Source organism: Brumicola blandensis (assembly GCF_031846165.1).
GTDB lineage: Bacteria > Pseudomonadota > Gammaproteobacteria > Enterobacterales > Alteromonadaceae > Glaciecola > Glaciecola blandensis.
Map to the genome: position 1 here is coordinate 64,779 of NZ_JAVRIE010000007.1, position 24,179 is coordinate 88,957.

The window sequence follows — 24,179 nt, forward strand, 5'->3', positions numbered from 1 at the left end:
CAACGATGATTGATTAGCGCTGCTGTCGCTTACACGATTGATTTACTCACTCGGAACAGACGTTAAAAGGCTTGGATTAGCGGATTCAGTTAGTGGAAAGAATGACGATTGTTTTCAGTCAAAAAAAAGGTTTAGACTATTTGCCTAAACCTTTTTTGTCATATTGTTTGAATCAAGCGCGCTTAACAGCTCCAGCAATACTCATCGCTGTCGATGCTACCGTTATTGTTCTCATCCCAAGCTTTTCTGCCATCACTAAAGTAATATATAGCACCCGTACCGTCTGCAACACCACCTGAGGTAGGTGTCGCTTTCAACCGATACGTCAGTCCATTCGCTGACATTGTTTCAATAATCAAGTCGTACTTTTTGCTCGTGGCCGGTTCAGAGCTTGGACTGTGCTGGGCAAAAATAGTTGGTTTACCCGTATTCGCTCCGCCAGCAGCAGCCCCTTTATATGTGTAGCTCGATGCATTGTGCCGCTCCATCGCTGTTGCAAATGACATCAAATCAGCTTGAGCAGTACTTCGAGCCGAGCTCGCGATAATCCCTTGATAACTAGGATAAGCAATGGCGCTAATGATACCGATGATTGCGACTACAATCATCAGCTCAATTAGGGTAAAGCCTTTACTATTTTGACCTATTTGTTTCATTTACTGACGCTCCACTTCGGTTTTCCAAGTATTTTTCTGGACGCGCTCAAACTTACCATAGATGTTTCGTGCTAAACATTCAAAGTCAGAGCCACAAGATTTAATTTCGCCATCTTCATCAGTTTCAATAACGGCAGAAACACACTCTGCACCTAAACAAACCACCGGCTTAACAATATTCTCGATTAGAATCTTTGTATCGGGCGCGATGCCTGTTTGCTTTAACTGAGCATATCGATCTGACGCATCTTGTTCGTCATTATCATTCAAATCCTCTACTGCGTTACCGTCAACTAAGTTGACTAAGTAAGCACGACTATTTCCAGTTGGTGGTGCACACGCACTGGTGCTAGCACTGGCTGGCAAATAAGTAGTAAAGAAAACTTGATAGTCTAAGATCAATGGCGAAGCTAACACTTTTTCGCCACCACTCGTCAAGCGCACAAACCAGCCGCTTTTCGACGCAAAAATGGTGTTTTGCAATGCACGCTCTTCATCATCTTTACTAGTTAGCAGGTGATCAGTCGCATCATATAAACTGCTATTGCTGATAGCTGTCGTTGGGAAGGTGAATTTGTCAAACTCATCTCTAACGAATACTCCATTATCTTTGATCATGTAAAAATTATCTTGAATTTGTGTATTCAGAGGACCGGCTCTGAAGCCTGAACCAATGGCAACAGCATAATAATGCTCATCAACCGTTGAGATTTCTGACACATCAGGTGCGTAATAGAATCGTCTATTATTCTCAGCATCATCAGCACCGAGTTGAGCAAGCAATTGCCCAGACACTAAATCACTTCTCGCTTCACCATTATAAATGTCCAAACGGAAGATTTGACCACCCATATCTGCGACATACATGTGGTCAGCAAACCCATCGTTGTCACGATCGATAACTGATATACGGGCTGGGATACTGTACTTCATATCTGTTAACACTAGGTCGGCATTTTCTTTACCCGCTGACCATAGTAGATCGCCGTTTTCAGCATCGATGATATACACAGAGTTACCAACCACGTCGTCGCTGCGTTCAGCCTTTGAGTCTTGGTCTGGATCGTAACCCCCACCAATAATGACCACATTCTTGACGACATCGCCGATCCTAACTTTAGTAATCGTTGGACGTGACCATGATTGCCCCATATTAGCGAAGTCACCTTCACCACCATTTATTGTAAATACAATCTTCGGATCGTCTTTCGCGGTCACATCAACAACGTAGTAGTTATTTCCACCTCTACGCATGCCGATATAGATGTACTTTTTACCCTCTACTTCACGGTAAACCATGTCACCATCAAGACCATAGATATGATTAAAGCTACTGGCATTTCGATAAAATTCATTTAGGTTTTTGAGCAATTCTCGAGGAATAATCGAGAAATTCTCTTCACCCGTTTCAGCATTGAATGAGTGTAAGAAACCGTGGTTAGTTGCAACAAATACAGCACTTTCAGTTGCACTGTAGTTCACGATGACTGGCTGCGAATGGATAGGATCACCCATCTCCATTCTTACATCGATTACAGAACCATCGCCGTCATCATCTCTAACGTCAACACCCCGCGCCCACTTAAGCACAGTTTCTCTGGTGCCGATTGGATCAACGTCCGGATTAAGGTTCAAGTCGCTGTTGTCTATTTCCAAATTGGTTTCAATCAACTGGTTCTTAGGAATCATGACTGAACCTGTATCATCAAAGAAATAGACTTTACGCACCAAATCCAAACGACTTGCAGCACCACCTGAACGCACATCGTTGCCGTCAGGACTGGCAGACCAGAATGAATGAGAGTTCTCGCTGAAGAAACCGGAACCACTGTCTACCGCATCGGTACCGTTCTTATCTAATACAGTATCACCACTGATTTTGTACTTCTTCAAATTACCAGGCCATTTTGAACCCTCAGATGGCTTAAACAAAGCGAAATAGAGCTCGTCCCTATGGGTTAAGCGATTCAATTGGTTTACGGCCACACCTGGCGAAACAAAGGTGGCATTCACATCTTTCACGTTTCTGAGAATCGTTTTAAACGCTTGCACCAAATCTTCGCTGTTGTCAGCTTGGTAGAAACCTCCGCCGCCTTGCAATGCAAGTTGATTAAGGAAAGTATTTGCGTTGTTGTTTGCAGCAAATCCGATCGTATGCGTAACAACTCTGGCATCGATAACGGACTCACTGGCGTCACTTAAGTTCTTCACAAGGTCCACGCCGCACTTCTCTCCACCGTTTCCTGAACAAGAGGTTCCGAGAAGTGACTGGATTTCGCTAACACTGTGATTGTTATTCGCTTCACCATCAGATAATAACACGACATGGTTGTTAACCTGACACTGTAAATCGACGACAGGTGAAATGTATTGTGCACCCTCTGGAATATATTCCTGAATACAGTTCCAACTATTTAAATTATCTTCCGTACAACCTGATGGTCGCACAGCATCATCACCAATGTATGATGCTCTATGACTGACTCTCGTGCTACGTCTAACATTATTGTTAACACCACTTTCACCACGCTTACGGCCCCAATAGACTTCATTGCCTCCGAAGTATTGGGCGGATTCATACAGCGTATCTACAATCGGTGTGTAACCATTGGCGTTCAATTCATCAACTTTACTCACCAAGTGTTGTCTTACAGTGGAAGACGTTCCTGGCGTCGCATTACCCTCAAACTCAACAACCAATCGAGCAGCGCCAGATGGTTTCCCGCTAACAGTATACCCTCCGCGTTTTGAATAAGAGAAATCGGATAGGATAAACATCATCTTATTACCCGTTCTCCATCCGCTGCGATTAACCGTCGTTTGCACGATGTTTTTTATCGAAGGGCTTTGGTAATCTCTATCTTCAACCCAAGTTGGAATATTTTCCCAGTTGACAGCAGCTGTCTTGCTTTTATTACGCTGCATGTAGCGATAATATGGACTGAAGTCGTTTGGATGATCTTCATTTACGCCTTGGATCGTCATTCTAGCGCCGCTAGAAGTGTAGGTATTGTAAGAAGTAAACTCGAGATATGCGTTGAGGATATTTGCGTTTTTGGGGACATTGACGCCAGAAAAACGCAGCCCAATATAAGCATTAGAGCTTCTATGGAAAGTCAGCTCGCTACCCGTTGATTGATAACCATTCCACTGCTCTTCGGCATTCTCACCATTGGTAGATAATTGATAGATTTGACGTTCACGCATACAGCCCGTTGCCGTGCTTTCATCATAGTTAACGACAAGTTGAGGTGTTCGACCAATACCTTCTTCAAAGCCACTGACTTTACGGTTACTGGAGCTAACCGAACTTGAACCTTCAATGATGATGTTAAGGTCGTTCCCCCCACACCAATCACCGCGATTCACTACTTCCTGAATAACCGCAGATAAATCGGGTGAGTTTATCCCTTCGTCTGATAGTGGAAAATCATTATCGGTGTCCCAAGTGACTTCAGCACCGGTGGTGCTTCTATTAGTAATATCTTTATCTTGGTTTTTGAACGCTTGCGCATCTCCCGTCGCCTCAGCTTTGAAAACCATGCTTGCTTGAGATGTATTGAGTCCTTTGGAAGTAAAACGAATATATGCATTCGTAATAACCGCACCACGAGGGATCATGAGCTCTTGATAACGCAAACCTGTATGCACTGTTTGGGTGCCTTTGGTAAGCTCTAGCTGATTCGTTGTCAGCTTAACATCTTCATCGACTTCATATGCGTCATCGCTACCATCAACAACAGGAATAATGAGTTCTGGCGCTACTGGACTATCGATGTCTCTTACCGGAAATAATATTGGTCCACCATAATCAGAAAAACGCATCAAACCGGCATTGATATTGGTTGCTGAACGCAAGGTTTCTTTCAATGCGTTTTGAACACGAAGCATTCGGGTTTGAGAAGTACCATCTTTACTGCCCATCGAGCCGGAGGTGTCCATAATGAATAATACATTAGGATTGTAGGTGCTGGATGTTCCTCCTGTACCTAGATATATTTCAAGATCGTCGCCAAGCGCGCTCATGCTTACCATAATCGTAAGGAAAAAAGCGCTCGCTGAACTGGTCCATCTTTTAAGTGACATGATTCTTACCTCACTGTGATGCTGGCGCAAAAACGGCTGCGCTCATCGTGTTAGCAACTGCATAATTGCTACCAGAGATTTGGCCGCAACCTCTGACTAAGAAAACGTGACAGCTAATATTACTGCCACCGATGACGTTACTAGAGCCCCTGCAGGCCTCTTCTCTAATGAAAGCACTTTTAGACCAACTGGTGGTCGTAGGGTGTGTTCGAAAATTACCTTGGTCGACGTGCATTTTGCCTCGCGTTAGACCGTCATTCGTTATGAAACGGTCTATACGATCATTATCAAAACAACTGAGTTCATCATTGGCTAAATCCAAGGCATTTATTTGTCGCGCTTCAGATAAAGGATCTGACTTAAGAGGATCAGCTAACAAAGACTCATCTTCTGATTCATAAACCACGCCTGCTAACGCGGCTTCTGCCGCGTCGAAAGCAAAGGATTTCCTTTCCATTGATGCCGCCATTTTAGTTTGCATCATACCGCTAGATACCGAGGCGACGCCGAGAATTGTCAATGACATTAGCACTAATAGTGCAAATACCATTACGAGACCGCGCTGCTGATTCATGCTCCACTCCTTACAAAATTTTTCATATTTCTTAGCGTTATTGTGGTTTCAAAAGCTTTATATAAGCCATTATCACTGACTGTAAAACTGTCTTCGTTTAATAATTTAAATGAGGCCTTTTGATCAACCGTTATTTCACTATCACCTTTAACAACGACAGCTAACCTAAGAGCGACAATAGATTGACCGTCATTAATTGAGTTTTGGATCCCATCAGCAGTAATAAATCGAATTGGAATTGCAGACCCTTGAGTACTTTCTAAATCAGTAATACCGTAGGTGACTTGAAAACTAACAACATCGTCGAGCAAGGTAACCGAATTATGAGCATTATGCCCCTCGGCTGCTTTTAAGCCTCTTAAGTAACGTCCATCAAAACCTGTACATTTCAATTTATTGTCGTCGACAAAGTACTCGTTTACTACGTAAAACTCTTCTTGGTCTGGATATCCTAAGGTGTAACCACGACAATCCTGAAAGCCTTGCAAACTGACAACCAGTTTGTCACTCGCACCATCAATGCCTTGCACTGAACCAAGCTGGTTACGAACCGCAAACTTGCCTGGCAGGATGATAGGGTTATTGCGGACGAAAACATTCTCGTTAACAATATCAACATCGTTATTGAGCTGTGGGCTCAATTGGTCATAAAGCCCTACCATGAGCATTTCGCTGCGCAAACGATTGATGATGTATCGACCACTTTCTTGGGTAGATGCAATACCTCTGTTTAGCTTCTCTGTGACTTGGTTACTAACCATCACCTGAACTACTGCGCCAGCAATTATTAAGCCGAGCGCCATGGATATCATGATTTCAACGAGAGTAAACCCTCGTTGCTGTTTAGAGCGTTTAATCACAGTGCAACCTCCACTACGACACAATCGTTATCGTCACCTGTAGAAGCGTTGCAAGCCGCATTTTTTACTTTATTGTTGTTCTGCCAATTTTTTGCAGGCCATGAAATAATCACTTCGTGAATAGACCCTGCAGTGCATAAGTCTGTATCTCCAAGGTCTTTGTCTTGTGAACACTGCAAACTGATTCTTGCGTTTGGATTTGTCATGACGGTTGCGCAAGACATTTGGTGAGCATCAAATTCAGCTAACTGGGACGCCGTGCAATCGCCTGTTTGACAGTTAGGTACCGACACCGGATGTGTTTTGCAATAGCAATCATAGGGTAAACCACCACCTACACACGACAAATTTTCAAAATTATAAATATCTTCATCAAAATAGGTGTTGTCTACCACAAAACCATCAGTGATATCTGATGGGATGGCGTTTGCGCTTAAGCGCTCCCCAAACTGTTGAGCGATGAAAACGGCTTGGGTACGATTTAAGGCATCGGCGTTAGAGAACGAGCCGATAAACTGCAAAGACGCCACACCTAGCAGACCTACGGACAGAATGAAAAGAGTGACGAGCACTTCAATCATGCCGATCCCGCGCTGTTGGCGTATCGCTTGAGCTGTGTTTCTGCCTTGTTTATTACTTGCCTTCATACTCATTCACATACTATTTTTCCATGGCATCACTTTAACGCAGCATTGGTATGAGTTGGTTATTTTGTATGAGTCTAAGGTATTAAAAAGAAATAACTACTGAACTTAAGGATTGTTTACACGTGTATTAAAGCAAAGCCCTTATTGATAAAGGGCTTCAACGGGGTAGATTTTAGCTTCGTTGCTTAAAGTTGAACGACACGTAGCTCTTTTGGCACGGCGAATTCAATACTTTCTTCACGACCGGGTCTCTCGGTCGATTGAACAGCGCCCCAGGACATGAGTCTATCAACCACACCTTGCACTAAGACCTCTGGTGCTGAAGCGCCAGCGGTTACGCCAATCTCACTCACCGAATCCAACCATTCCTTTTGAATACAGTTAGCATCAGCAATCAAATATGCCTTCGCCCCCATTTTCTCCGCTAATTCTCGAAGACGGTTAGAGTTAGAGCTATTTTGAGCACCTACAACTAATAGCACGTCGCATTCTGAGGCAAGCTCTCTTACTGAGTCTTGACGGTTCTGAGTCGCATAGCAAATATCATCTTTGCGAGGACCATCGATTCGTGGGAATTTTTCCCGCAAAGCTGTGATTACGTCGGCAGTGTCGTCAACAGATAAGGTTGTTTGACTGCAATAATATAGGTCATTTGGATTTTTGACCTCTAACTCAGCCACATCTTCGATAGATTCAACTAAATAGATGCCGCCTTCGGCACTGCTATATTGTCCCATCGTACCTTCAACTTCGGGATGGCCTTGATGACCAATCAATATGCACTCAGCGTCTCGCTTGCTTGCACGCATCACTTCCATATGGACTTTCGTTACCAATGGACATGTCGCATCAAACACCTTCAAACCTCTGGCATCAGCTTCGGTTCTGACCGCTTGTGAAACACCATGGGCAGAAAAAATCACAATGGTGTCATCAGGCACTTCCGCTAACTCATCCACAAATAACGCACCGCGCTCTTTTAAGCCGTCAACCACGAATTTGTTGTGCACAACTTCGTGACGCACGTAAATAGGAGGGCCAAACATTTCAAGCGCACGCTCGACAATAGTGATCGCGCGGTCAACACCGGCACAAAAGCCTCTTGGATTCGCTAAGTGGATATGCATATTAGTCAGCTCCAGCGTTCTTCACATCAATAATTTCAACATCGAATGTCACGTCTTGCCCTGCTAATGGGTGATTGAAATCGACCGTCACAGAATGGCCTGCAACGCTTCTGATCACGCCAGGTAGTTCGCTACCATCGGGTTGAGCAAATGCAATTATCATCCCTTCTTCTACAGGTGTATCTGCAGTGAACTTAGTTCTGTCTACATGATAAATGTTATCCGGATTTGGCATACCAAACGCATCATCAGCAGCAAGTTTAAAAGCCTTCTTATCGCCGATAGTCAGGCCTCTTAAGCAGTCCTCGAAGTTTTTTGTCAAGCTTCCGTCACCCATGACCATTTTGGCTGGTTTATTATTAACACGGGTACTATCAGCTGCTGAGCCGTCTTCTAGTTTTAGGTCAAAATGCAAAATAACTTCGCTATTGTCACCAATAATAAGTGCGCTATTTGTCAAGTTCGTTAGCCTCTTTGTTCTTAAACATATCTATGATCAGGAGCACCGCTCCGATGAAAATAGCTGAGTCAGCTATGTTGAATGCGGGCCAATGATAGGTCCCATAATACAAGTCAAGAAAGTCAATAACGTAGCCATGCACCATTCGGTCATATACATTTCCCAAAGCGCCGCCCAAAATGAATGAGAAAGCTACCGGCAGCAGCTTTTGCTGCTTTGTTGTTGCTTTCAACCACCATAGGATCAAAGCACTTACACCTAAGGCAATAGCGCTTAAAAAGTAACGTTGCCATCCACCAGCATCATATAGGATACTAAATGCAGCACCGTAGTTGTGGACATAAGTGAAATTGAAAAATGGCATTATCTCAATTGATTGATATAAGCTCATGCTATCTACAACGGCATACTTGCTCCACTGATCAAAAATAAAAATAATCAGTGATATCCATATAAAGCGCAAGCCCGTTTCTGTTAACAACTTAGGCATAATGGCGCACTTCCCCTTGTCCATCTACGTTATCAATACATCTGTTACACAGTTCAGGGTGTTTAGGATCGGAACCGACGTCTTCTTTGAAGTGCCAACATCTCGAACATTTTTCACCATCTGCTTTAAGCACGTCAACAAACACTTCGTTATCGCTCAAGGAAACAGCCGTGTCAGTTTTTTCAGATAATCCTTTTACTTCAGCCTCTGAAGTGATTAATACAAATCGTAACTCATCTTTTAGCTTTGCTAATGCCTCTGCTTTTTCTTCAGTGACATACAAAATCACTTTTGCTTCAAGAGAGCCGCCAATCACTTTTTCATTCCGCGCTTTTTCTAAAGCACTGTTCACTTCTGCTTTTATCGTCATTAATGATTGCCAAAACGTATTGTCGAAACCACTATTTTGTTGCTCGGTTTTTGGCATACCCTCATACCAAGTTCCGGTGAATACAAACTCTTCACGTTTACCCGGCAAGGCTTCCCAAACTTCTTGAGCGGTAAAGCTCATGACCGGCGCCATCCAACGAACCAAGGCTTCCACAATATGATAAAGCGCAGTTTGGCAAGAACGACGAGCCAAACCGTCGGTTTTAGCGGTGTATTGTCTATCCTTTATGATATCAAGGTAGAAACTACCCATCTCAATAGAGCAGAACTGCATTAAGGTTTGGCAAACAACCAAAGTATCGTATTGCTCATAACTACTCAAAATCTGTTTTTGAACTTCTGCAGCTTTGGAAACAGCCCATTGGTCTAAGGCAACCATATCTTCAAATGGCACCATGTCCGTTTCCGGATTGAAACCATTGAGATTTGCTAACAAGAAGCGACAAGTATTTCGAATGCGTCGATATGCATCTGCTGAGCGTTTTAAAATCTCATCAGACACCGTCATTTCACCTCGGTAGTCTGTTGAACCAGCCCATAGACGCAAAATATCTGCACCCAGCTTATTCGTGACCTCTTGAGGAGCAATCACGTTACCGACAGACTTCGACATCTTTTTACCTTGTGCATCTACGGTAAAACCATGAGTAAGCACTTCTTTATATGGCGCATGGCCATGAATTGCAGTAGATGTCATTAACGATGACATAAACCAGCCGCGATGTTGGTCAGAACCTTCTAAATACAAATCGGCTGATGCAGGTATATCGTCTCTTTTATCAACGACAAAGTAATGAGTCACACCCGAATCAAACCACACATCAAGAGTATCAGTGACTTTTACGTAATTGTCTGCATCATCACCAATAAGATCTTTTGCATCGATATCCCACCAAGCTTGAATACCTTTGGTTTCGACTTCTTGTGCTACTTTTTCGATAATGTCTGCAGTGTTTGGATGCAATTCACCAGTCTCTTCGTGAATGAATAAGGCAATTGGTACACCCCAAGTGCGTTGGCGAGAAATACACCAGTCGGGTCGCCCTTCAACCATACTCTCAATGCGGCTTTCACCCCAAGCTGGAATCCATTTCGTTTGATGAATTTGCTCGATTGACTGTTTACGCAGGCCGTTTTTATCCATACTGACAAACCATTGTGGTGTTGCGCGGAAAATAATAGGCGATTTGTGGCGCCAGCAATGCGGATAGCTGTGCTCATATTTCACATTCAGCGCCAACGCATTTTGCTCTTCTAAGGCAGCGATAATATTGTCGTTTGCTTTGAACACGTGCTGGCCAGCGAACAACGGTGTGTTATCTAAATAAACACCGTTGCTGCCAACGGGGTTATACACTTCAATGCCATACTGTTTACCAACATTGAAGTCATCTACACCATGAGCGGGTGCAGTGTGGACACAACCCGTACCGGACTCAGTCGTTACGTGCTCACCCAAAATTAACGGCACTGTTATTGGGTTGAGAGGATGACTAACTGTTAGGTTTTCTAGCGCAGCGCCAGTAAACGAGGCAAGAACGCGATAGTCTTCAATACCGTAGCGCTTCATTGACGCATCAACTAGGTCGGCGGCTAAAACATACTGCTCGCTACCGCTTTCAAGTTGTACCTCAACGAGTTCATAACTTAGTTCGGGATGAAGGCTAATTGCGCGGTTTGCAGGAATAGTCCAAGGCGTGGTTGTCCAAATAACAACAGATGTTTTTTTACTATCCAACACACTCTGTTCTACGCTCATTGCTTTTGCATAAGCAGCACTGTCGACTAAGCTAAACTTCACATCAATCGCTGGAGACACTTTATCTTTGTATTCTACTTCAGCTTCAGCGAGCGCTGAGCCACAGTCTGTGCACCAATGAACTGGCTTAAAACCTTTCTCCAAATGACCTGATCCAACGATGTCGCCTAACGCACGGATGATGTTTGCTTCAGAACTGAAATCCATCGTTTTATACGGGTTTTGCCAATCACCTAGCACGCCAAGACGAATAAAGTCTTTGCGCTGACCATCAATTTGACGCTCAGCGTAAGCTCTGCACTTTTCTCTAAATTCGGCGACTGACACTTTCTTACCGGGTTTACCGACTTTTTTCTCTACCATTAATTCAATCGGTAGCCCATGGCAATCCCAACCAGGCACATAAGGAGAATCGAAGTCGGAAAGCGTCTTAGATTTGATGATAATATCTTTTAGAATTTTATTAACTGCATGGCCAATGTGGATATCACCATTCGCATATGGAGGACCATCATGCAGAATAAAAGGTGTTTTACCAGCTTTTGCTTTTCTGATTTGCTGATAAAGCTTTTTCTCAGTCCAGCTTTTCAGCATTTGAGGCTCTTTATTGGCCAAATTACCACGCATTGGAAAGGCCGTTTCAGGCAAATTTAGCGTTGGTTTATAATCAGTCATATCTGGTTTTCCACTTCTATTTTATTGTTGTACGACAGAATGAGCTTCTGTTTTGTCTGTTTCACTGAGCAAGCTTACAAACTCTTTGGCTGCTTCAGCATCTTTTGCTATTTGTTGTTTTAGAGCATCGAAATTATCAAAACGTTTTTCGCTTCGAATTTTCTTCAATACCGCTACCTCTATCAAAGTGCCATACAAATCTTCATGAAAATCGAAGATGTGCACCTCCAACTGAGATCGAGTGCCATTTACTGTGGGTCTGTTCCCAATGTTCGCAACGCCGTAATACGTCGAGCCTTGTATGAGGACCTTAACGGCGAATACACCTGCGACTGGTGATTTACAGCGTTTAAGTAGGACGTTAGCAGTAGGAAACCCTATCGTACGTCCTTTCTTATCGCCGTGATTTACTTTCCCTGCTATTGCAAAGTCGCGACCCAGCATCTGTTTTGCAAGTCCAAACTGATTACTCGCCAGTGCTTGACGAATTTCTGTGGAGCTTATACGACACTCAGCTAGTTTGAAGCTTGCCGTGCTAACAACCTCAAAATCGTGTTGCCGGCCTGCCGTTTCTAAAAAAGCGAAGTCGCCGATCCGTTGTCTACCAAATCGAAAATCATCACCTACAACCAAAAACTGAATACCAAGCTGCTTCACTAGTAAATCAAAAACAAATTCGTCTGCGCTCATACTAGCAAACTCAGTGTTAAATCTGACGCAAATTAAACGGTCAATCCCCAACGCCTTAAACATTTGATATTTATCGCGGAAACGCGAGAGTCGAGCAGGTGCATTATCTTTTGCGAAAACTTCTTCGGGCTGAGGTTCAAATATCATTACACTTGCAGGAAGGCCTAGTGCTCTTGCTTTTTCGACAAGGTTCACCAAAACCGCTTGATGGCCTTTATGCACGCCATCAAATTTTCCAATTGTAAGTACACAACCTCGATGATGATCGCGCACATTGTGCAAACCTCGAATTAACTCCAAACCGCCTCGCCTGAGCATACAATTTTAAAGCGCTCGATTATAGCCGACCCGCACCTGAATACCAATGCTTATAGGCGATCTAAGCTAAGTTTATTTTATTTTTTCAACGATTAACTGTGCTGGTCGAATACCAAACAGTAAAAGGGCAAGGACATACACTGCTATGCCACTGCCTATCAGTAAACCTAAATCACGTACTCTTGGACCCAAGCCATTGCTTTGCCAATCAAAGTTTTGTTTAAGCACATAAAGAACCGCTCCCATGAGTAGTGATGTGATAAGCACCTTACCTACAAAAAGCGCTGAAGAAGCAGAGACTCTGTAAACCCCTGTTTTATGTAAGTTGATGTAAAGTAGCAAGGCGTTGAGTGTCCCTGATAAGGCTGTTGCCATCGCCAGGCCGATATATCCGAAAGGAATCGCTAAAATCAGATTAAACACCATATTGCAGACCATGGTGATAATCCCATATTTTACAGGGGTTTTAGTGTCTTGTCGTGAGTAAAAGGCCGGTGCGAATATTTTCACCAACATGAAACTCAATAGTCCACTGCCGTACGCCATCAAGCTATATGAAGCCATTGTGGCGTCATTCAGAGTAAACTCGCCTCGTTGAAATATTACCAGTAACAGAGGCTCAGCAATTAATACCAATGCCGTTGCAGCGGGGATCCCAAGTAAACAGATAATTTTAAAAGCCCAATCTAGGTTATTTTTGAATGCGGCAGGATCATTGCCAACGTGGTTGCGACTAAGCGTCGGTAAGATAACCGTTGCGATTGCGATCCCAAATAAGCCTAATGGGAATTCAAGGAGCCTGTCGCTGTAATAAAGCCAACTTATTGAGCCCACTTGGTCCAAAAAAGTAGCGATTAAGGTATCTAAGAGCAAGTTTATTTGGCTTACTGAGACACCGAATAGCGCGGGGATCATTAAGGTTCGGACCTTTACTACTTTGGGATCTTTCCAACCCCATCTTGGTCTTTTCAATAAACCGGCCCGATATAGAAATGGTAATTGGAAGCCTAGCTGAACAATGCCACCGATGAAGACTCCCCATGCTAGCGCAAACGCCGGCTCATCCAGCATAGGACCAAGAAAAATGGCACAGATAATAATACTAATATTCAATAAAACAGGCGTAAACGCAGCCACAGCGAATTGATTGAGCGTATTTAGCACCGCACCTACCAAACCCGCTAACGAAATAAAAAAGATATACGGAAAAGTAATTTTAAGCATCGCCGATGCCAAAACAAAGTTATCGGCTTTATCACCGTCATTGAGATAATCTAAAAACCAACCCCCACCAAAAATCGCGGCTAATACGGGTGAAAAAATAACGCCCACGATAGCGGTAATAAAAACAATGGCACCGAGCGTGCCAGAAACTCTTGCTACAAAGTCTTGCATCGCCTTTTCATCGTTCTCTGCCTTCACCTCGGTGAGCACTGGAACGAAAGCCTGTGCAAATGCGCCTTCGGCAAATAAGCGTCTCAAAAAATTAGGAATTTTGTTCGCGAAGAAAAAAACGTCAGCTGCCGCACCAGCACCAAGAAAATTAGCGACAACAACATCTCTGACTAAGCCGAGTATCCTCGACAAAAATGTCATAGCACTTACCACTATCCCTGATTTCAACATCTTAGAGCACTAACCTATTTGTTATTAAGAGTACGATTACTCTCAATGATTGAGCCTTGCCGAGTATTACGCTTGTTTTTCGAGCAATCGAATTGATAGCTTTACAAAATCAGATGAACTAATAATCCCAACCAACTTATTGTTTGCATCAATACAAGGTAAGCAACCATGTTTATTGTTCAGAAAAAAAGTAGCTACTTCTTGCACATCTTGCTCTGGGTAGACTGAGACAAATTCTGTATCAGCAATATCTATTGCCAACGTTTTCATCTCTTGTTCGTTTAGGGCATCGATACCATATTGCGTTAAAATACTGATTACCCTCGCAATCATTGCTTTCTGCGTTACCACTCCCATCAGCTCTTGGGTTTCATTATTCACGATTGGTAAGTGTCGAATCCCTTTTGCCTTGGACAGATCATGGGCGTTTTTCATCGTGTTTAATTGATTCAGCGTAACGACTTTGGTCGTCATAATATCCGCAACTGTAAGCATCACATTTAGCCTCGAGAAGTAATTGAACAAGCTGGAGAATGACTACATCTTCGCATTTTTTATTCTATGCTATCAATAATTCATTTATTTTATCATTTCGCATGCATTTTAATTGACAGTAAGCTTGAAAAACTGGATAATCCGCACCCTCAATTTTGACATGAATTTATTTAGGAGTTACACCTTGGCTAACATTAAGTCTGCTAAGAAACGTGCAATTCAAGCTGAGAAGCGTCGCCAGCATAATGCAAGCCGTCGCTCCATGACTCGTACGTGCATAAAGAAAGTTCTCGCTGCTATTGAAGCTGGCGATAAAGAAGCTGCTCAAGCAGCATTTACTGCAGCAGTGCCAGTGCTTGACCGCATGGCGACTAAAGGCCTTATTCATAAGAATAAAGCTGCTCGCCACAAGAGCCGTCTTAACGCACAAGTTAACGCTCTTTAATCTACCCCACTGCTGCTACTCGCAGTAAGAAGATAGATAGTAAAACATTATGAAAAACGCCTTATGGGCGTTTTTTTTTGCCTTGTATTCCAAAGTCATGATTCACAAACACAGGCCACAAGCGCAGCACTTGTCACACTTGTTTCAAATAAACGTCACCCAAACGTCATAGAGCCAAACTACTCTCCATACTATCTATACCCAATTCTTTTGCGATTTATGTTTTCTGTTGAGCACCTTATTGAAGAACACTATCCCGGTTTGCGTAAGCACACAGCTGTTTACAAACCTCTGAGCTCATTCCTACGATACCTTTTACATGAGAACGATGCCCAAGCTTTTGCCCGTCAATACGGTCATTTACAAGGGATCGATTTCGTAGAGCAAATACTCGATTATTTCACATTCCGTTTTTCGGTAAGCGATATAGAAAAAGAGAGGATCCCAAGTGAAGGTAAGCTTGTGATTGTTGCCAACCATCCCATTGGCTCACTTGACGCCCTAGCCTTAATAAAGCTGATTAGTGACGTTCGCAAAGACCTAAAAGTGGTGGCGAATGAGATGCTAATGGCATTGAACCCTCTACATTCTATTCTACTGCCTGTCAATAATATGCAAGGGAACACGGCTAAACAAAACCTAAGACTGATCAATAAGCACCTAGATTCTGATGGTGCGGTCTTGATATTTCCTGCAGGCGAAGTCTCTCGTTTAAGACCACAGGGAGTTCGCGATAGCAAATGGAAAAAAGGGTTTCTTCGCATGGCGAAACAAACACGCTCTCCAATCTTGCCAGTGTTTATTAACGCTAAGAACTCGCCGTTATTTTACGGCGTATCCATGTTATTCAAACCCGCTGCAACGAGTTTGTTAGTAAGGGAGATGTTTAAGAAAAAACATCAGCACATCAAACTACATGTCGGTGAGCTCATCCCAGTTGAAGCATACTTGCATAGCAATATCCAGGCTAAGGAACAAGTAAACCTGTTCAGAAAGCATGTATATCGCTTAGGTACTCAAAAACCAAGTCTGTTCAAGACACAATCGGCACTGGCACTACCTGAAGACAGACGCCACCTTAGAAAAGCGATTCTTAATGATTGTGAAAGCTTAGGGGAAACGCCAGATAATAAAAAGATTCTGCTTTACCGTCATACTGGTTCGAATCCTATTATGCGTGAAATTGGTCGACTGCGTGAAATTGCTTTTCGTGCTGTTGGAGAAGGCTCTAATAGTCGCCGAGACATTGATGCCTTTGATTATCACTACTTGCATCTCATTCTCTGGGACGACAATGACTTAGAAATAGCTGGCGCATATCGCCTTGGTGATGCAAGTGTATTAACACAAGAGAAACATCCTACTGGTCTCTATTCTGCAAGTTTGTTTGATTACCAAGCGCCGATGCAAACTATTTTCAAAGAGGGATTAGAGCTAGGCAGAAGCTTTGTTCAACCAAAATATTGGGGAAAACGCAGCCTCGACTATTTATGGTTGGGTATAGGCGCTTTTATGACAAAGTATCCTAAATATAGATATTGTTTCGGACCTGTGAGTATATCAAATGCACTACCAGCTAGCGCATTAGCGCTGCTGGTTCAGTTCTATAGTAAATATTTTCCATCCAACGAGAACTTTGCGAACGCTAAATTACCCTTCATACCGAGTACTGACTCCCTATACGACTTCCATGGCAATGACTACATGGAGGAATTTAAAGTACTCAAAAGTGTTCTGGCTAATATGAATACGACGATACCTACGCTACTAAAGCAATATGCAGATATATGCGAAGATAAGGGGGTCTGTTTTGCCGCTTTTAACGTTGACCCCGACTTTAACTATTGCGTAGATGGTTTGATTATTATGGACTCCACTCGCCTTACTAAAAGTAAACGTAAACGCTATATGCCGTCGAAATTTGAAGGCGACATGCAGATTCAAGAATAAACGAACGGAACCTTTGCTCCATATACAACTCTTTTTGTATAATATTCTAAGTAATAAAAAGTAGCCAAAACAGATTAATTTGAACGTCATCAAAGATGTTCAATAATGTTATGATAGATGCGTTTTAGGCTCTTATTAATCTTGGCTTAGTGTACATAAAGGAGTGAGTAAGCTTGTTTAAGTTTTTATTTTTAATTCCAATAGTGCTTTGTATTATCTGGATAGCTTACTTGCGGTCTAGGGGCTTTAGCCTTGGGCAAGGTAAGCAAGGTTTTATTTATATTATCGTTGTATCAGCAACAATACTGGCAGCATTCGCAACACTCATGTTTTTGTTGTGACTTTAACTCCATACGAGCAAAGTTCGACTCTAGTCACGCCTTAATGAGCCTATCTCAGCTCTTTGCGGCAAATAAAAAAATACCGCTTCAAATGAGCGGTATTTTTATATTCAGGGGCTATAGCCTAGTCATGCGACCTATTAACGCTGGATTTTTTCAATCTCTGCTTCGCTCAATAGAGCAGCAACGAAGTTATCGAATGACTGGCGACTAAAGTTATTGGCTAACCCATCAGAAGTTGCGGTCAACTCTTCAGCTTCCACGTCGTTAACAGGAGTCACAGACTCAAGTTCAACAATGCCGATATCGCCGTTATTTAGTGTCACAACAGAGATATTCTGCTGATCAACTGGTGCTAATGAGAATATCGCCTTTGACACTTCTTGAGGAACGTCGGCACCGAAACGAGCAATGTTTTCATTTACCTGCACATCGATAGACTTCTCGCTCAATTTCTCACTAATATCTTCACCTGCTAACAAAGAAACTTTTATTTCTTCAGCCCATGCTAACGCAGCTTCTTGGCTTTTCTCAGCACTCAAACGGCTCACTATTGTTGCTTTGACTTCTTCTAAGCTCAATGTGCGCTGGGGCTTGTGCTCTTTAACTCTAACGACCATGATTTTCTCGTCGTTTAGCGTCAGTAGTTCGCTATTCAAACCATCTTCAATCAATTCAGTACTGAATGCTACGTTTGCTACCTGTGGATAATCAACGGAAGCCGGGTAAGCATTTGAAGCAAAGAACGCTGTTTCAATAATAGGTCTATTTGCTACGTTTGAAACTCGCTCTAAGCTATCTGGAGATTCGAAAGCAGCACTTGCAATAGCTTCTTGCAAACCAAAATAAGTCTCGGTCGCTTTGTCTTTTAGCATAAATTCAGTGATTTCAGCTTCAACGTCCTCAAATGGCGTTGTAACCTGAGGTTTTAAGTCGGTTAATTTGATTATGTGATAACCGAACTCAGTCTTCACTAATGGGCTAATATCTCCGGTGTTTTCGATTGCAAATACGGCATCTTCAAAAGAAGCACTCCAATCCCCACGAACGATATAGTCCAAGTCACCACCAACTTCAGCACTCACAATATCAGCTGACTCTTGTTCTGCAATCGCAGCAAAGTCTGCATCATCAGCTTTCACGCTAGCCAATACTTCTTCTGCTTTCGCTTTTGCATCTGCTTCATCATCACCAAACTCAATCAGGATGTGTGACACTCTGCGTTCTTCATCTGTTTGATATGCACGGATATTTTCTTGGTAGTTGCTTAGTACTTCTTCAGGGGTGACTGATTCATTAGCAATTAGGTCGTCTACAGAAACACTCACATAGGCCAACTTCACTTGCTCTTGAGTATCGAAATCACTTAAATTTGCTTGGTAATATGTATCGATTTCTTCATCACTAATTTCGACGTCTGTCGCAAAATCAGCAGCCTTCACCACGATAGTTTTCGCAGAGCGCGTTTGTTGCTGAAGTTTCAAAATATTGGCAACTTCTTGCTCAAGGCTAAAGCTAGAAGAATTAAGAGTAGAACTTAGCTGCTCTGTTGTCATCTGCTTACGCATGTAGTCTCTAAAAGAAGCTGGTGTGAAGCCTTGGCGTTGAATCGTTGCTTTAAATGTTTCGTTGTCAAATTGGCCGGCAATTTTAAAAGCATCAATTGCAAAAATAGCGTTTTTGATCTGCTCATCACTCACTCTCAGGCCCATCTCTTCAGCTTTTTGCTCAACTAGCTTTTCAGAGATCAGCTGGTCAAGGACTTGTCCTTTGAAGTCAGCAAGGTAAGCTTCGTTAGCAAAAGCTGCAGCTACCTGCTCGCCAAATTGCTGCTCCATTCGAGCACGCTGGTTTTGATAGGCAACTTCGACATCTTGTACGGTGATTTCTTCGCCATTTACTGTTGCCGCTGCTTCGCTTGTTGAGCCACCGAGGTAACTACCTACACCGGTAACAGCAAAACTGATAATAATTAAGCCGACAATCGTCATGGCTAAAGGGCCTTGTGACCCTTCTCTGATTCTTTCTAGCATGAGTTAAAACAACCTTGTAAAACTAATGTGTAATACTGCTGAACGCGCTTTAATCTGTCGCGATGTTGACGTTCTGCGCGAGGCGGACATTATACCTTTAGATAAGGTGTTACGCGACTATTACAAGCTTTTTTACTTAATAAAAATAAAAAAGGCGATGGACTAGCCATCGCCTTTTTCTATGTAAAACTAATTTTTCTTAGTTAACAGCGTCTTTTAGTGCTTTACCAGCCTTAAATGAAGGTACTTTAGCAGCAGCAATCTGGATAGTCTCACCAGTTTGTGGGTTACGGCCGCTACGTGCAGCGCGCTCACGAACTGAGAATGTACCGAAACCGACAAGTGCTACTTGGTCGCCATCTTTAAGTGCAGAAGTAACTGCGTCAGTGAAAGCATCTAATGCACGACCTGCAGCAGCTTTAGAAATATCTGCGCTAGCAGCAATGTTATCGATTAGTTGAGACTTGTTCACAATATGATCCCCTTTGTTTTTTATTATATTGCTTAAATGCAAAATTATATTGTCTAAAAGTTATAACAATCTTGAAGTAGAACTTCAAGCAATGATTAACAATTTTTTAACTTCCTAGTAAATCGCTTGCTATCCCTTTCGTGACAAGGCCTTAAGCGAGTACAGATGTAAAGGTAGCATAACTGCAGAGCATGTGAAGCCCTAAAATTTAAAAAAAGTAAAAAAATCGCAATTTTTTTGCCATTTCTGGCGAAAATTCGGCCAGTTGCCAACTTTCAGCAACCGCCAAATATAAATTAGGATAAAACTTCTACGCTATCAATCGGCTCCTGAAGCGCTAAACTTAGCACTTCATCGATCCATTGCACTGGATGAATATCTAAATCACCAATGACGTTTGCTGGAATTTCCTCCAAGTCACGCTCGTTATCTTTTGGAATAACAACCGTTTTTATGCCACCGCGATGTGCAGCCAATAGTTTCTCTTTTAAACCACCGATTGCAAGCACTTCGCCACGAAGCGTAATCTCACCCGTCATGGCTACATCGCACTTAACCGGATTCCCCGTGAGCGATGATACAAGCGCAGTACACATACCAATACCCGCACTAGGACCATCTTTCGGAGTAGCCCCTTCAGGAACATGCACATGGATATCACGTTTTTCATGGAAGTCGCTATTAATTCGCAGCTTTTCAGCTCTCGAACGTACAACAGTCATGGCTGTTTTAATTGATTCTTGCATCACATCGCCTAAGCTACCGGTAAAGGTCGTTTTACCCTTACCAACGACAGATGTTGTTTCAATTGTTAGCAAATCGCCACCCACTTGAGTCCATGCTAAACCAGTCACCTGGCCAACCTGATTGCTCTTGTCTGCTTTACCATAGTCAAAACGTTGCACACCCAGGTAGTCTTTCAAGTTTTCTTGATTAACAACAACCTGCTTAGTCCCTTTGTTAAGAAGGATATGCTTCACCGCTTTTCGACAAATTTTAGAAATTTCTCGCTCTAAGCTACGCACACCGGCTTCACGGGTATAATAGCGGATAATTCCGATAATGGCTGACTCTTCAATTAACAACTCTTTTTCTTTCAGACCATTTCTTGAAATTTGCTTGCCAATCAAATGACGAGTCGCAATATTCAGCTTCTCATCTTCGGTATAACCGGCAAGACGAATCACTTCCATTCTGTCTAATAGAGGACCGGGAATATTCATACTGTTTGAGGTCGCAACAAACATCACATCAGATAAGTCGTAGTCAACCTCCAAGTAGTGGTCACTAAAACTAGCATTCTGCTCTGGATCTAAGACTTCGAGTAATGCAGAAGATGGGTCACCGCGCATGTCAGACGACATCTTATCGATTTCATCTAGTAAGAATAGCGGGTTTTTAACACCTACTTTTGACATCTTCTGGATGAGCTTGCCTGGTAACGAACCGATATAAGTCCGTCGATGCCCACGAATTTCAGCTTCATCTCTAACGCCACCCAAAGCCATACGCACATACTTTCGGCCAGTTGCTTTGGCAATTGATTGACCTAAAGACGTTTTACCCACGCCAGGAGGACCAACTAAACAAAGAATAGGACCTTTTAATTTTTTAACTCGTTGTTGTACGGCAAGGTATTCAACAATGCGCTCTTTGACTTTCTCAAGACCATAATGGTCGTTGTCTAACACTGCTTCTGCTTTACCTAAGTCTTTTTTGACCGCACTGCGCTTGTGCCAAGGTACTGAAGATAACCAATCGATATAACTTCGGACAACGGTAGCCTCAGCAGACATCGGAGACATCATTTTCAATTTCTGCAATTCTGCATCCGCTTTCTTCTTCGCGTCTGCGGGCATTTTTGCTTCTTCTATCTTCTTAGCAAGCGCCTCGAATTCATCAGGTGCTTCATCTAACTCACCTAACTCTTTCTGAATCGCCTTCATTTGTTCGTTCAGGTAATACTCGCGTTGGCTTTTTTCCATCTGTTTTTTTACGCGGGTTCTAATTTTCTTCTCGACCTGAAGTAAATCAATCTCACCTTCCATCAGTGCCATAAGGTACTCAAGGCGCTCGACAATAGAATTCATTTCCAATACTTTTTGCTTTTCGACAAGCTTCAAAGGCATATGAGCAGCCATAGTGTCAGCAAGGCGAGCTGCGTCCTCAATGCCATTGAGAGAAGTTAATACTTCTGGTGGAATTTTCTTATTGAGCTTTACATAACCTTCAAATTGAGAGACCGAGGAGCGAATCAATACTTCTTGTTCGGCTTCATCAATGACTTCGGGTTCAAGCGCATTAATTTCACCGGTAAAGAACGGGGCCGTTTCGGTATATTTCTCAATATTACCTCGAATATTTCCTTCCACGAGGACTTTTACAGTGCCATCAGGCAATTTTAACAATTGAAGGATGGTAGCAATGGTGCCGACGGAGTAAATCTCTTCGGTTGTTGGTTCGTCAATGCTCGCATCTTTTTGAGCGACCAAAAATATTTGTTTATCGTTTTCCATTGCCGCTTCTAAACATTGGATAGACTTCTCTCTACCTACGAATAAAGGGATCACCATGTGTGGATAAACGACCACATCTCGTAAGGCCAATATAGGCATTACTCTGAGATTTGTTAGCTCAGTTGTCATATTTCTCTCTTGTGTTTACTCATGCTTGTTTATATGGGGCTTTACCAGCAAAGTTCAAACCAAAAAAACAAAAACATCAAAAAAAATCAAAAATGAATAAAAAAAGGCCGACTTGTGATTACAGAGTCGACCTTTTTATTATCTTCAAAGTATGCAACTTAACTATTCAGATGCTACTTTTTTGTCTTGTCCACTTTCATACATCAATAATGGCTTAGATTCGCCACGAATAACAGCTTCATCGATCACTACTTTGCTAACTTCCGGCATCGATGGTAAGTCATACATAGTATCTAGTAACACGGCTTCGACAATAGAACGGAGTCCACGAGCCCCCGTTTTACGCTGCATCGCTTTAGATGCGATAGCGTGTAAGGCATCATCTCTGAACTCCAGCTCTGCATTTTCAAGAGCAAACAATGCACCATATTGTTTGGTGATCGCATTCTTTGGCTCTTTCAAGATCTGAATTAAAGCGTCTTCATTTAACTCTTCTAAGCTTGTAACAACCGGTAATCGGCCAATAAACTCTGGAATCAAACCGTATTTAACTAAATCTTCGGGTTCGACTTCCTTGAATAGTTGGCTCACGGCCTTCTTCTCAGCTGTAGACTTAACTTCAGCGCCAAAACCAATACCCGCACCTTTCGCTGCACGTTGCTCAATAACCTTATCTAAACCGGCGAATGCTCCACCACAAATAAATAAGATTTTTGAGGTATCAACCTGCAAAAACTCTTGCTGCGGATGTTTTCTGCCGCCTTGAGGTGGTACTGACGCAATTGTTCCTTCGATAAGTTTCAATAACGCTTGTTGAACACCTTCACCTGACACGTCACGAGTAATGGATGGATTGTCTGACTTGCGAGAAATTTTATCAATTTCATCGATGTACACAATTCCGCGCTGCGCTTTTTCAGGATCATAATCACACTTTTGCAGCAGCTTTTGAATAATATTCTCAACGTCTTCACCAACATACCCAGCTTCAGTTAGGGTCGTAGCATCTGCCATGGTGAATGGAACGTCCAATAGACGCGCAAGGGTTTCAGCTAGCAAAGTCTTACCGCTACCAGTTGGGCCTATTAATAAGATATTACTTTTACCCAATTCTACGCCTTCATGCGTATCATTATTGCGTAAACGTTTGTAGTGATTATAAACCGCTACAGCTAAAACCTTTTTTGCATGCTCTTGACCGATTACATAATCGTCAAGGTGCTTGTGAATTTCACTTGGAGTCGGCAAGGCATCCGCTTTTTGCTTTGGAGAAATCTCTTTGATTTCTTCGCGAATAATATCGTTGCATAACTCAACGCATTCATCACAGATGAATACGCTTGGGCCCGCAATCAGTTTGCGAACTTCGTGCTGGCTTTTACCACAGAACGAGCAATAGAGTAATTTACTATCACTGTCTTTTTCATGGTCATCACTCAT

Annotated in this window: 18 protein-coding genes; 2 read left to right on the top strand and 16 right to left on the bottom strand. The window is 42.7% G+C overall.

Annotation, left to right across the window (positions count from 1 at the left end):
- Nucleotides 1–182: 182 nt before the first annotated feature.
- The 12 genes from RM544_RS15460 to RM544_RS15515 form a co-directional block, all read right to left on the bottom strand.
- Entirely contained in the window at nt 183–656 is a 474-nt protein-coding gene (locus RM544_RS15460; protein ID WP_311362723.1) for a type IV pilin protein, read from the bottom strand.
- A complete protein-coding gene (locus RM544_RS15465; protein WP_311362724.1) occupies nt 657–4,742 on the bottom strand; it encodes a PilC/PilY family type IV pilus protein in 4,086 nt (1,361 codons plus the stop codon).
- Nucleotides 4,743–4,752: 10 nt separating this feature from the next.
- Entirely contained in the window at nt 4,753–5,316 is a 564-nt protein-coding gene (locus tag RM544_RS15470; protein WP_311362725.1) for a pilus assembly PilX family protein, read from the bottom strand.
- Nucleotides 5,313–6,173 (bottom strand): PilW family protein, encoded by an 861-nt coding sequence (locus RM544_RS15475; RefSeq protein ID WP_349254662.1) that lies wholly within the window; start codon nt 6,171–6,173, stop codon nt 5,313–5,315. The genes RM544_RS15470 and RM544_RS15475 overlap by 4 nt, the downstream gene beginning before the upstream one ends.
- Nucleotides 6,173–6,823, bottom strand: a complete 651-nt coding sequence (locus RM544_RS15480; protein ID WP_311362726.1) for a prepilin-type N-terminal cleavage/methylation domain-containing protein — start codon at nt 6,821–6,823, stop codon at nt 6,173–6,175. Before RM544_RS15480 ends, RM544_RS15475 begins: the two co-directional genes overlap by 1 nt.
- A gap of 185 nt (nt 6,824–7,008) precedes the next feature.
- Nucleotides 7,009–7,950, bottom strand: a complete 942-nt coding sequence (gene ispH, locus RM544_RS15485) for a 4-hydroxy-3-methylbut-2-enyl diphosphate reductase (protein ID WP_311362727.1) — start codon at nt 7,948–7,950, stop codon at nt 7,009–7,011.
- Between the two features lies 1 nt (nt 7,951).
- Nucleotides 7,952–8,410, bottom strand: a complete 459-nt coding sequence (gene fkpB / locus RM544_RS15490) for an FKBP-type peptidyl-prolyl cis-trans isomerase (protein WP_311362728.1) — start codon at nt 8,408–8,410, stop codon at nt 7,952–7,954.
- Nucleotides 8,400–8,900: a signal peptidase II gene (lspA, locus tag RM544_RS15495; protein ID WP_311362729.1), complete on the bottom strand. Its 501-nt coding sequence runs from the start codon at nt 8,898–8,900 to the stop codon at nt 8,400–8,402. Before lspA ends, fkpB begins: the two co-directional genes overlap by 11 nt.
- Entirely contained in the window at nt 8,893–11,724 is a 2,832-nt protein-coding gene (ileS, locus tag RM544_RS15500; RefSeq protein WP_311362730.1) for an isoleucine--tRNA ligase, read from the bottom strand. The genes lspA and ileS overlap by 8 nt, the downstream gene beginning before the upstream one ends.
- Before the next feature lie 21 nt (nt 11,725–11,745).
- A complete protein-coding gene (ribF, locus tag RM544_RS15505) occupies nt 11,746–12,714 on the bottom strand; it encodes a bifunctional riboflavin kinase/FAD synthetase (protein ID WP_311362731.1) in 969 nt (322 codons plus the stop codon).
- A 90-nt stretch (nt 12,715–12,804) separates the two neighbouring features.
- On the bottom strand, nt 12,805–14,328 hold the full coding sequence (gene murJ, locus RM544_RS15510; protein WP_432264493.1) for a murein biosynthesis integral membrane protein MurJ: 1,524 nt from the start codon (nt 14,326–14,328) through the stop codon (nt 12,805–12,807).
- Between the two features lie 96 nt (nt 14,329–14,424).
- Nucleotides 14,425–14,853 (bottom strand): CBS domain-containing protein, encoded by a 429-nt coding sequence (locus tag RM544_RS15515; RefSeq protein WP_311362733.1) that lies wholly within the window; start codon nt 14,851–14,853, stop codon nt 14,425–14,427.
- A 184-nt stretch (nt 14,854–15,037) separates the two neighbouring features.
- Here RM544_RS15515 and rpsT point away from each other — a divergent pair, with 184 nt between their 5' ends.
- Nucleotides 15,038–15,298 carry a 30S ribosomal protein S20 gene (rpsT, locus tag RM544_RS15520; RefSeq protein WP_311362734.1) on the top strand — a complete coding sequence of 87 codons (261 nt, stop codon included), beginning with the start codon at nt 15,038–15,040 and terminating at the stop codon, nt 15,296–15,298.
- A 63-nt stretch (nt 15,299–15,361) separates the two neighbouring features.
- On the top strand, nt 15,362–17,248 hold the full coding sequence (gene olsF, locus RM544_RS15525) for a bifunctional ornithine lipid synthase OlsF (protein ID WP_489752808.1): 1,887 nt from the start codon (nt 15,362–15,364) through the stop codon (nt 17,246–17,248).
- Between the two features lie 481 nt (nt 17,249–17,729).
- On the opposite strand, the gene RM544_RS15530 is transcribed toward olsF, so the two are convergent.
- The 4 genes from RM544_RS15530 to clpX form a co-directional block, all read right to left on the bottom strand.
- A complete protein-coding gene (locus RM544_RS15530; protein WP_311362735.1) occupies nt 17,730–19,622 on the bottom strand; it encodes a SurA N-terminal domain-containing protein in 1,893 nt (630 codons plus the stop codon).
- A 199-nt stretch (nt 19,623–19,821) separates the two neighbouring features.
- Nucleotides 19,822–20,094 (bottom strand): nucleoid-associated protein HU-beta, encoded by a 273-nt coding sequence (gene hupB, locus RM544_RS15535; protein ID WP_311362736.1) that lies wholly within the window; start codon nt 20,092–20,094, stop codon nt 19,822–19,824.
- Nucleotides 20,095–20,390: 296 nt separating this feature from the next.
- Complete coding sequence (lon, locus tag RM544_RS15540) at nt 20,391–22,739, bottom strand: endopeptidase La (RefSeq protein ID WP_311362737.1); 2,349 nt, start codon at nt 22,737–22,739, stop codon at nt 20,391–20,393.
- Nucleotides 22,740–22,901: 162 nt separating this feature from the next.
- Nucleotides 22,902–24,179 carry an ATP-dependent protease ATP-binding subunit ClpX gene (clpX, locus tag RM544_RS15545; protein WP_311362924.1) on the bottom strand — a complete coding sequence of 426 codons (1,278 nt, stop codon included), beginning with the start codon at nt 24,177–24,179 and terminating at the stop codon, nt 22,902–22,904.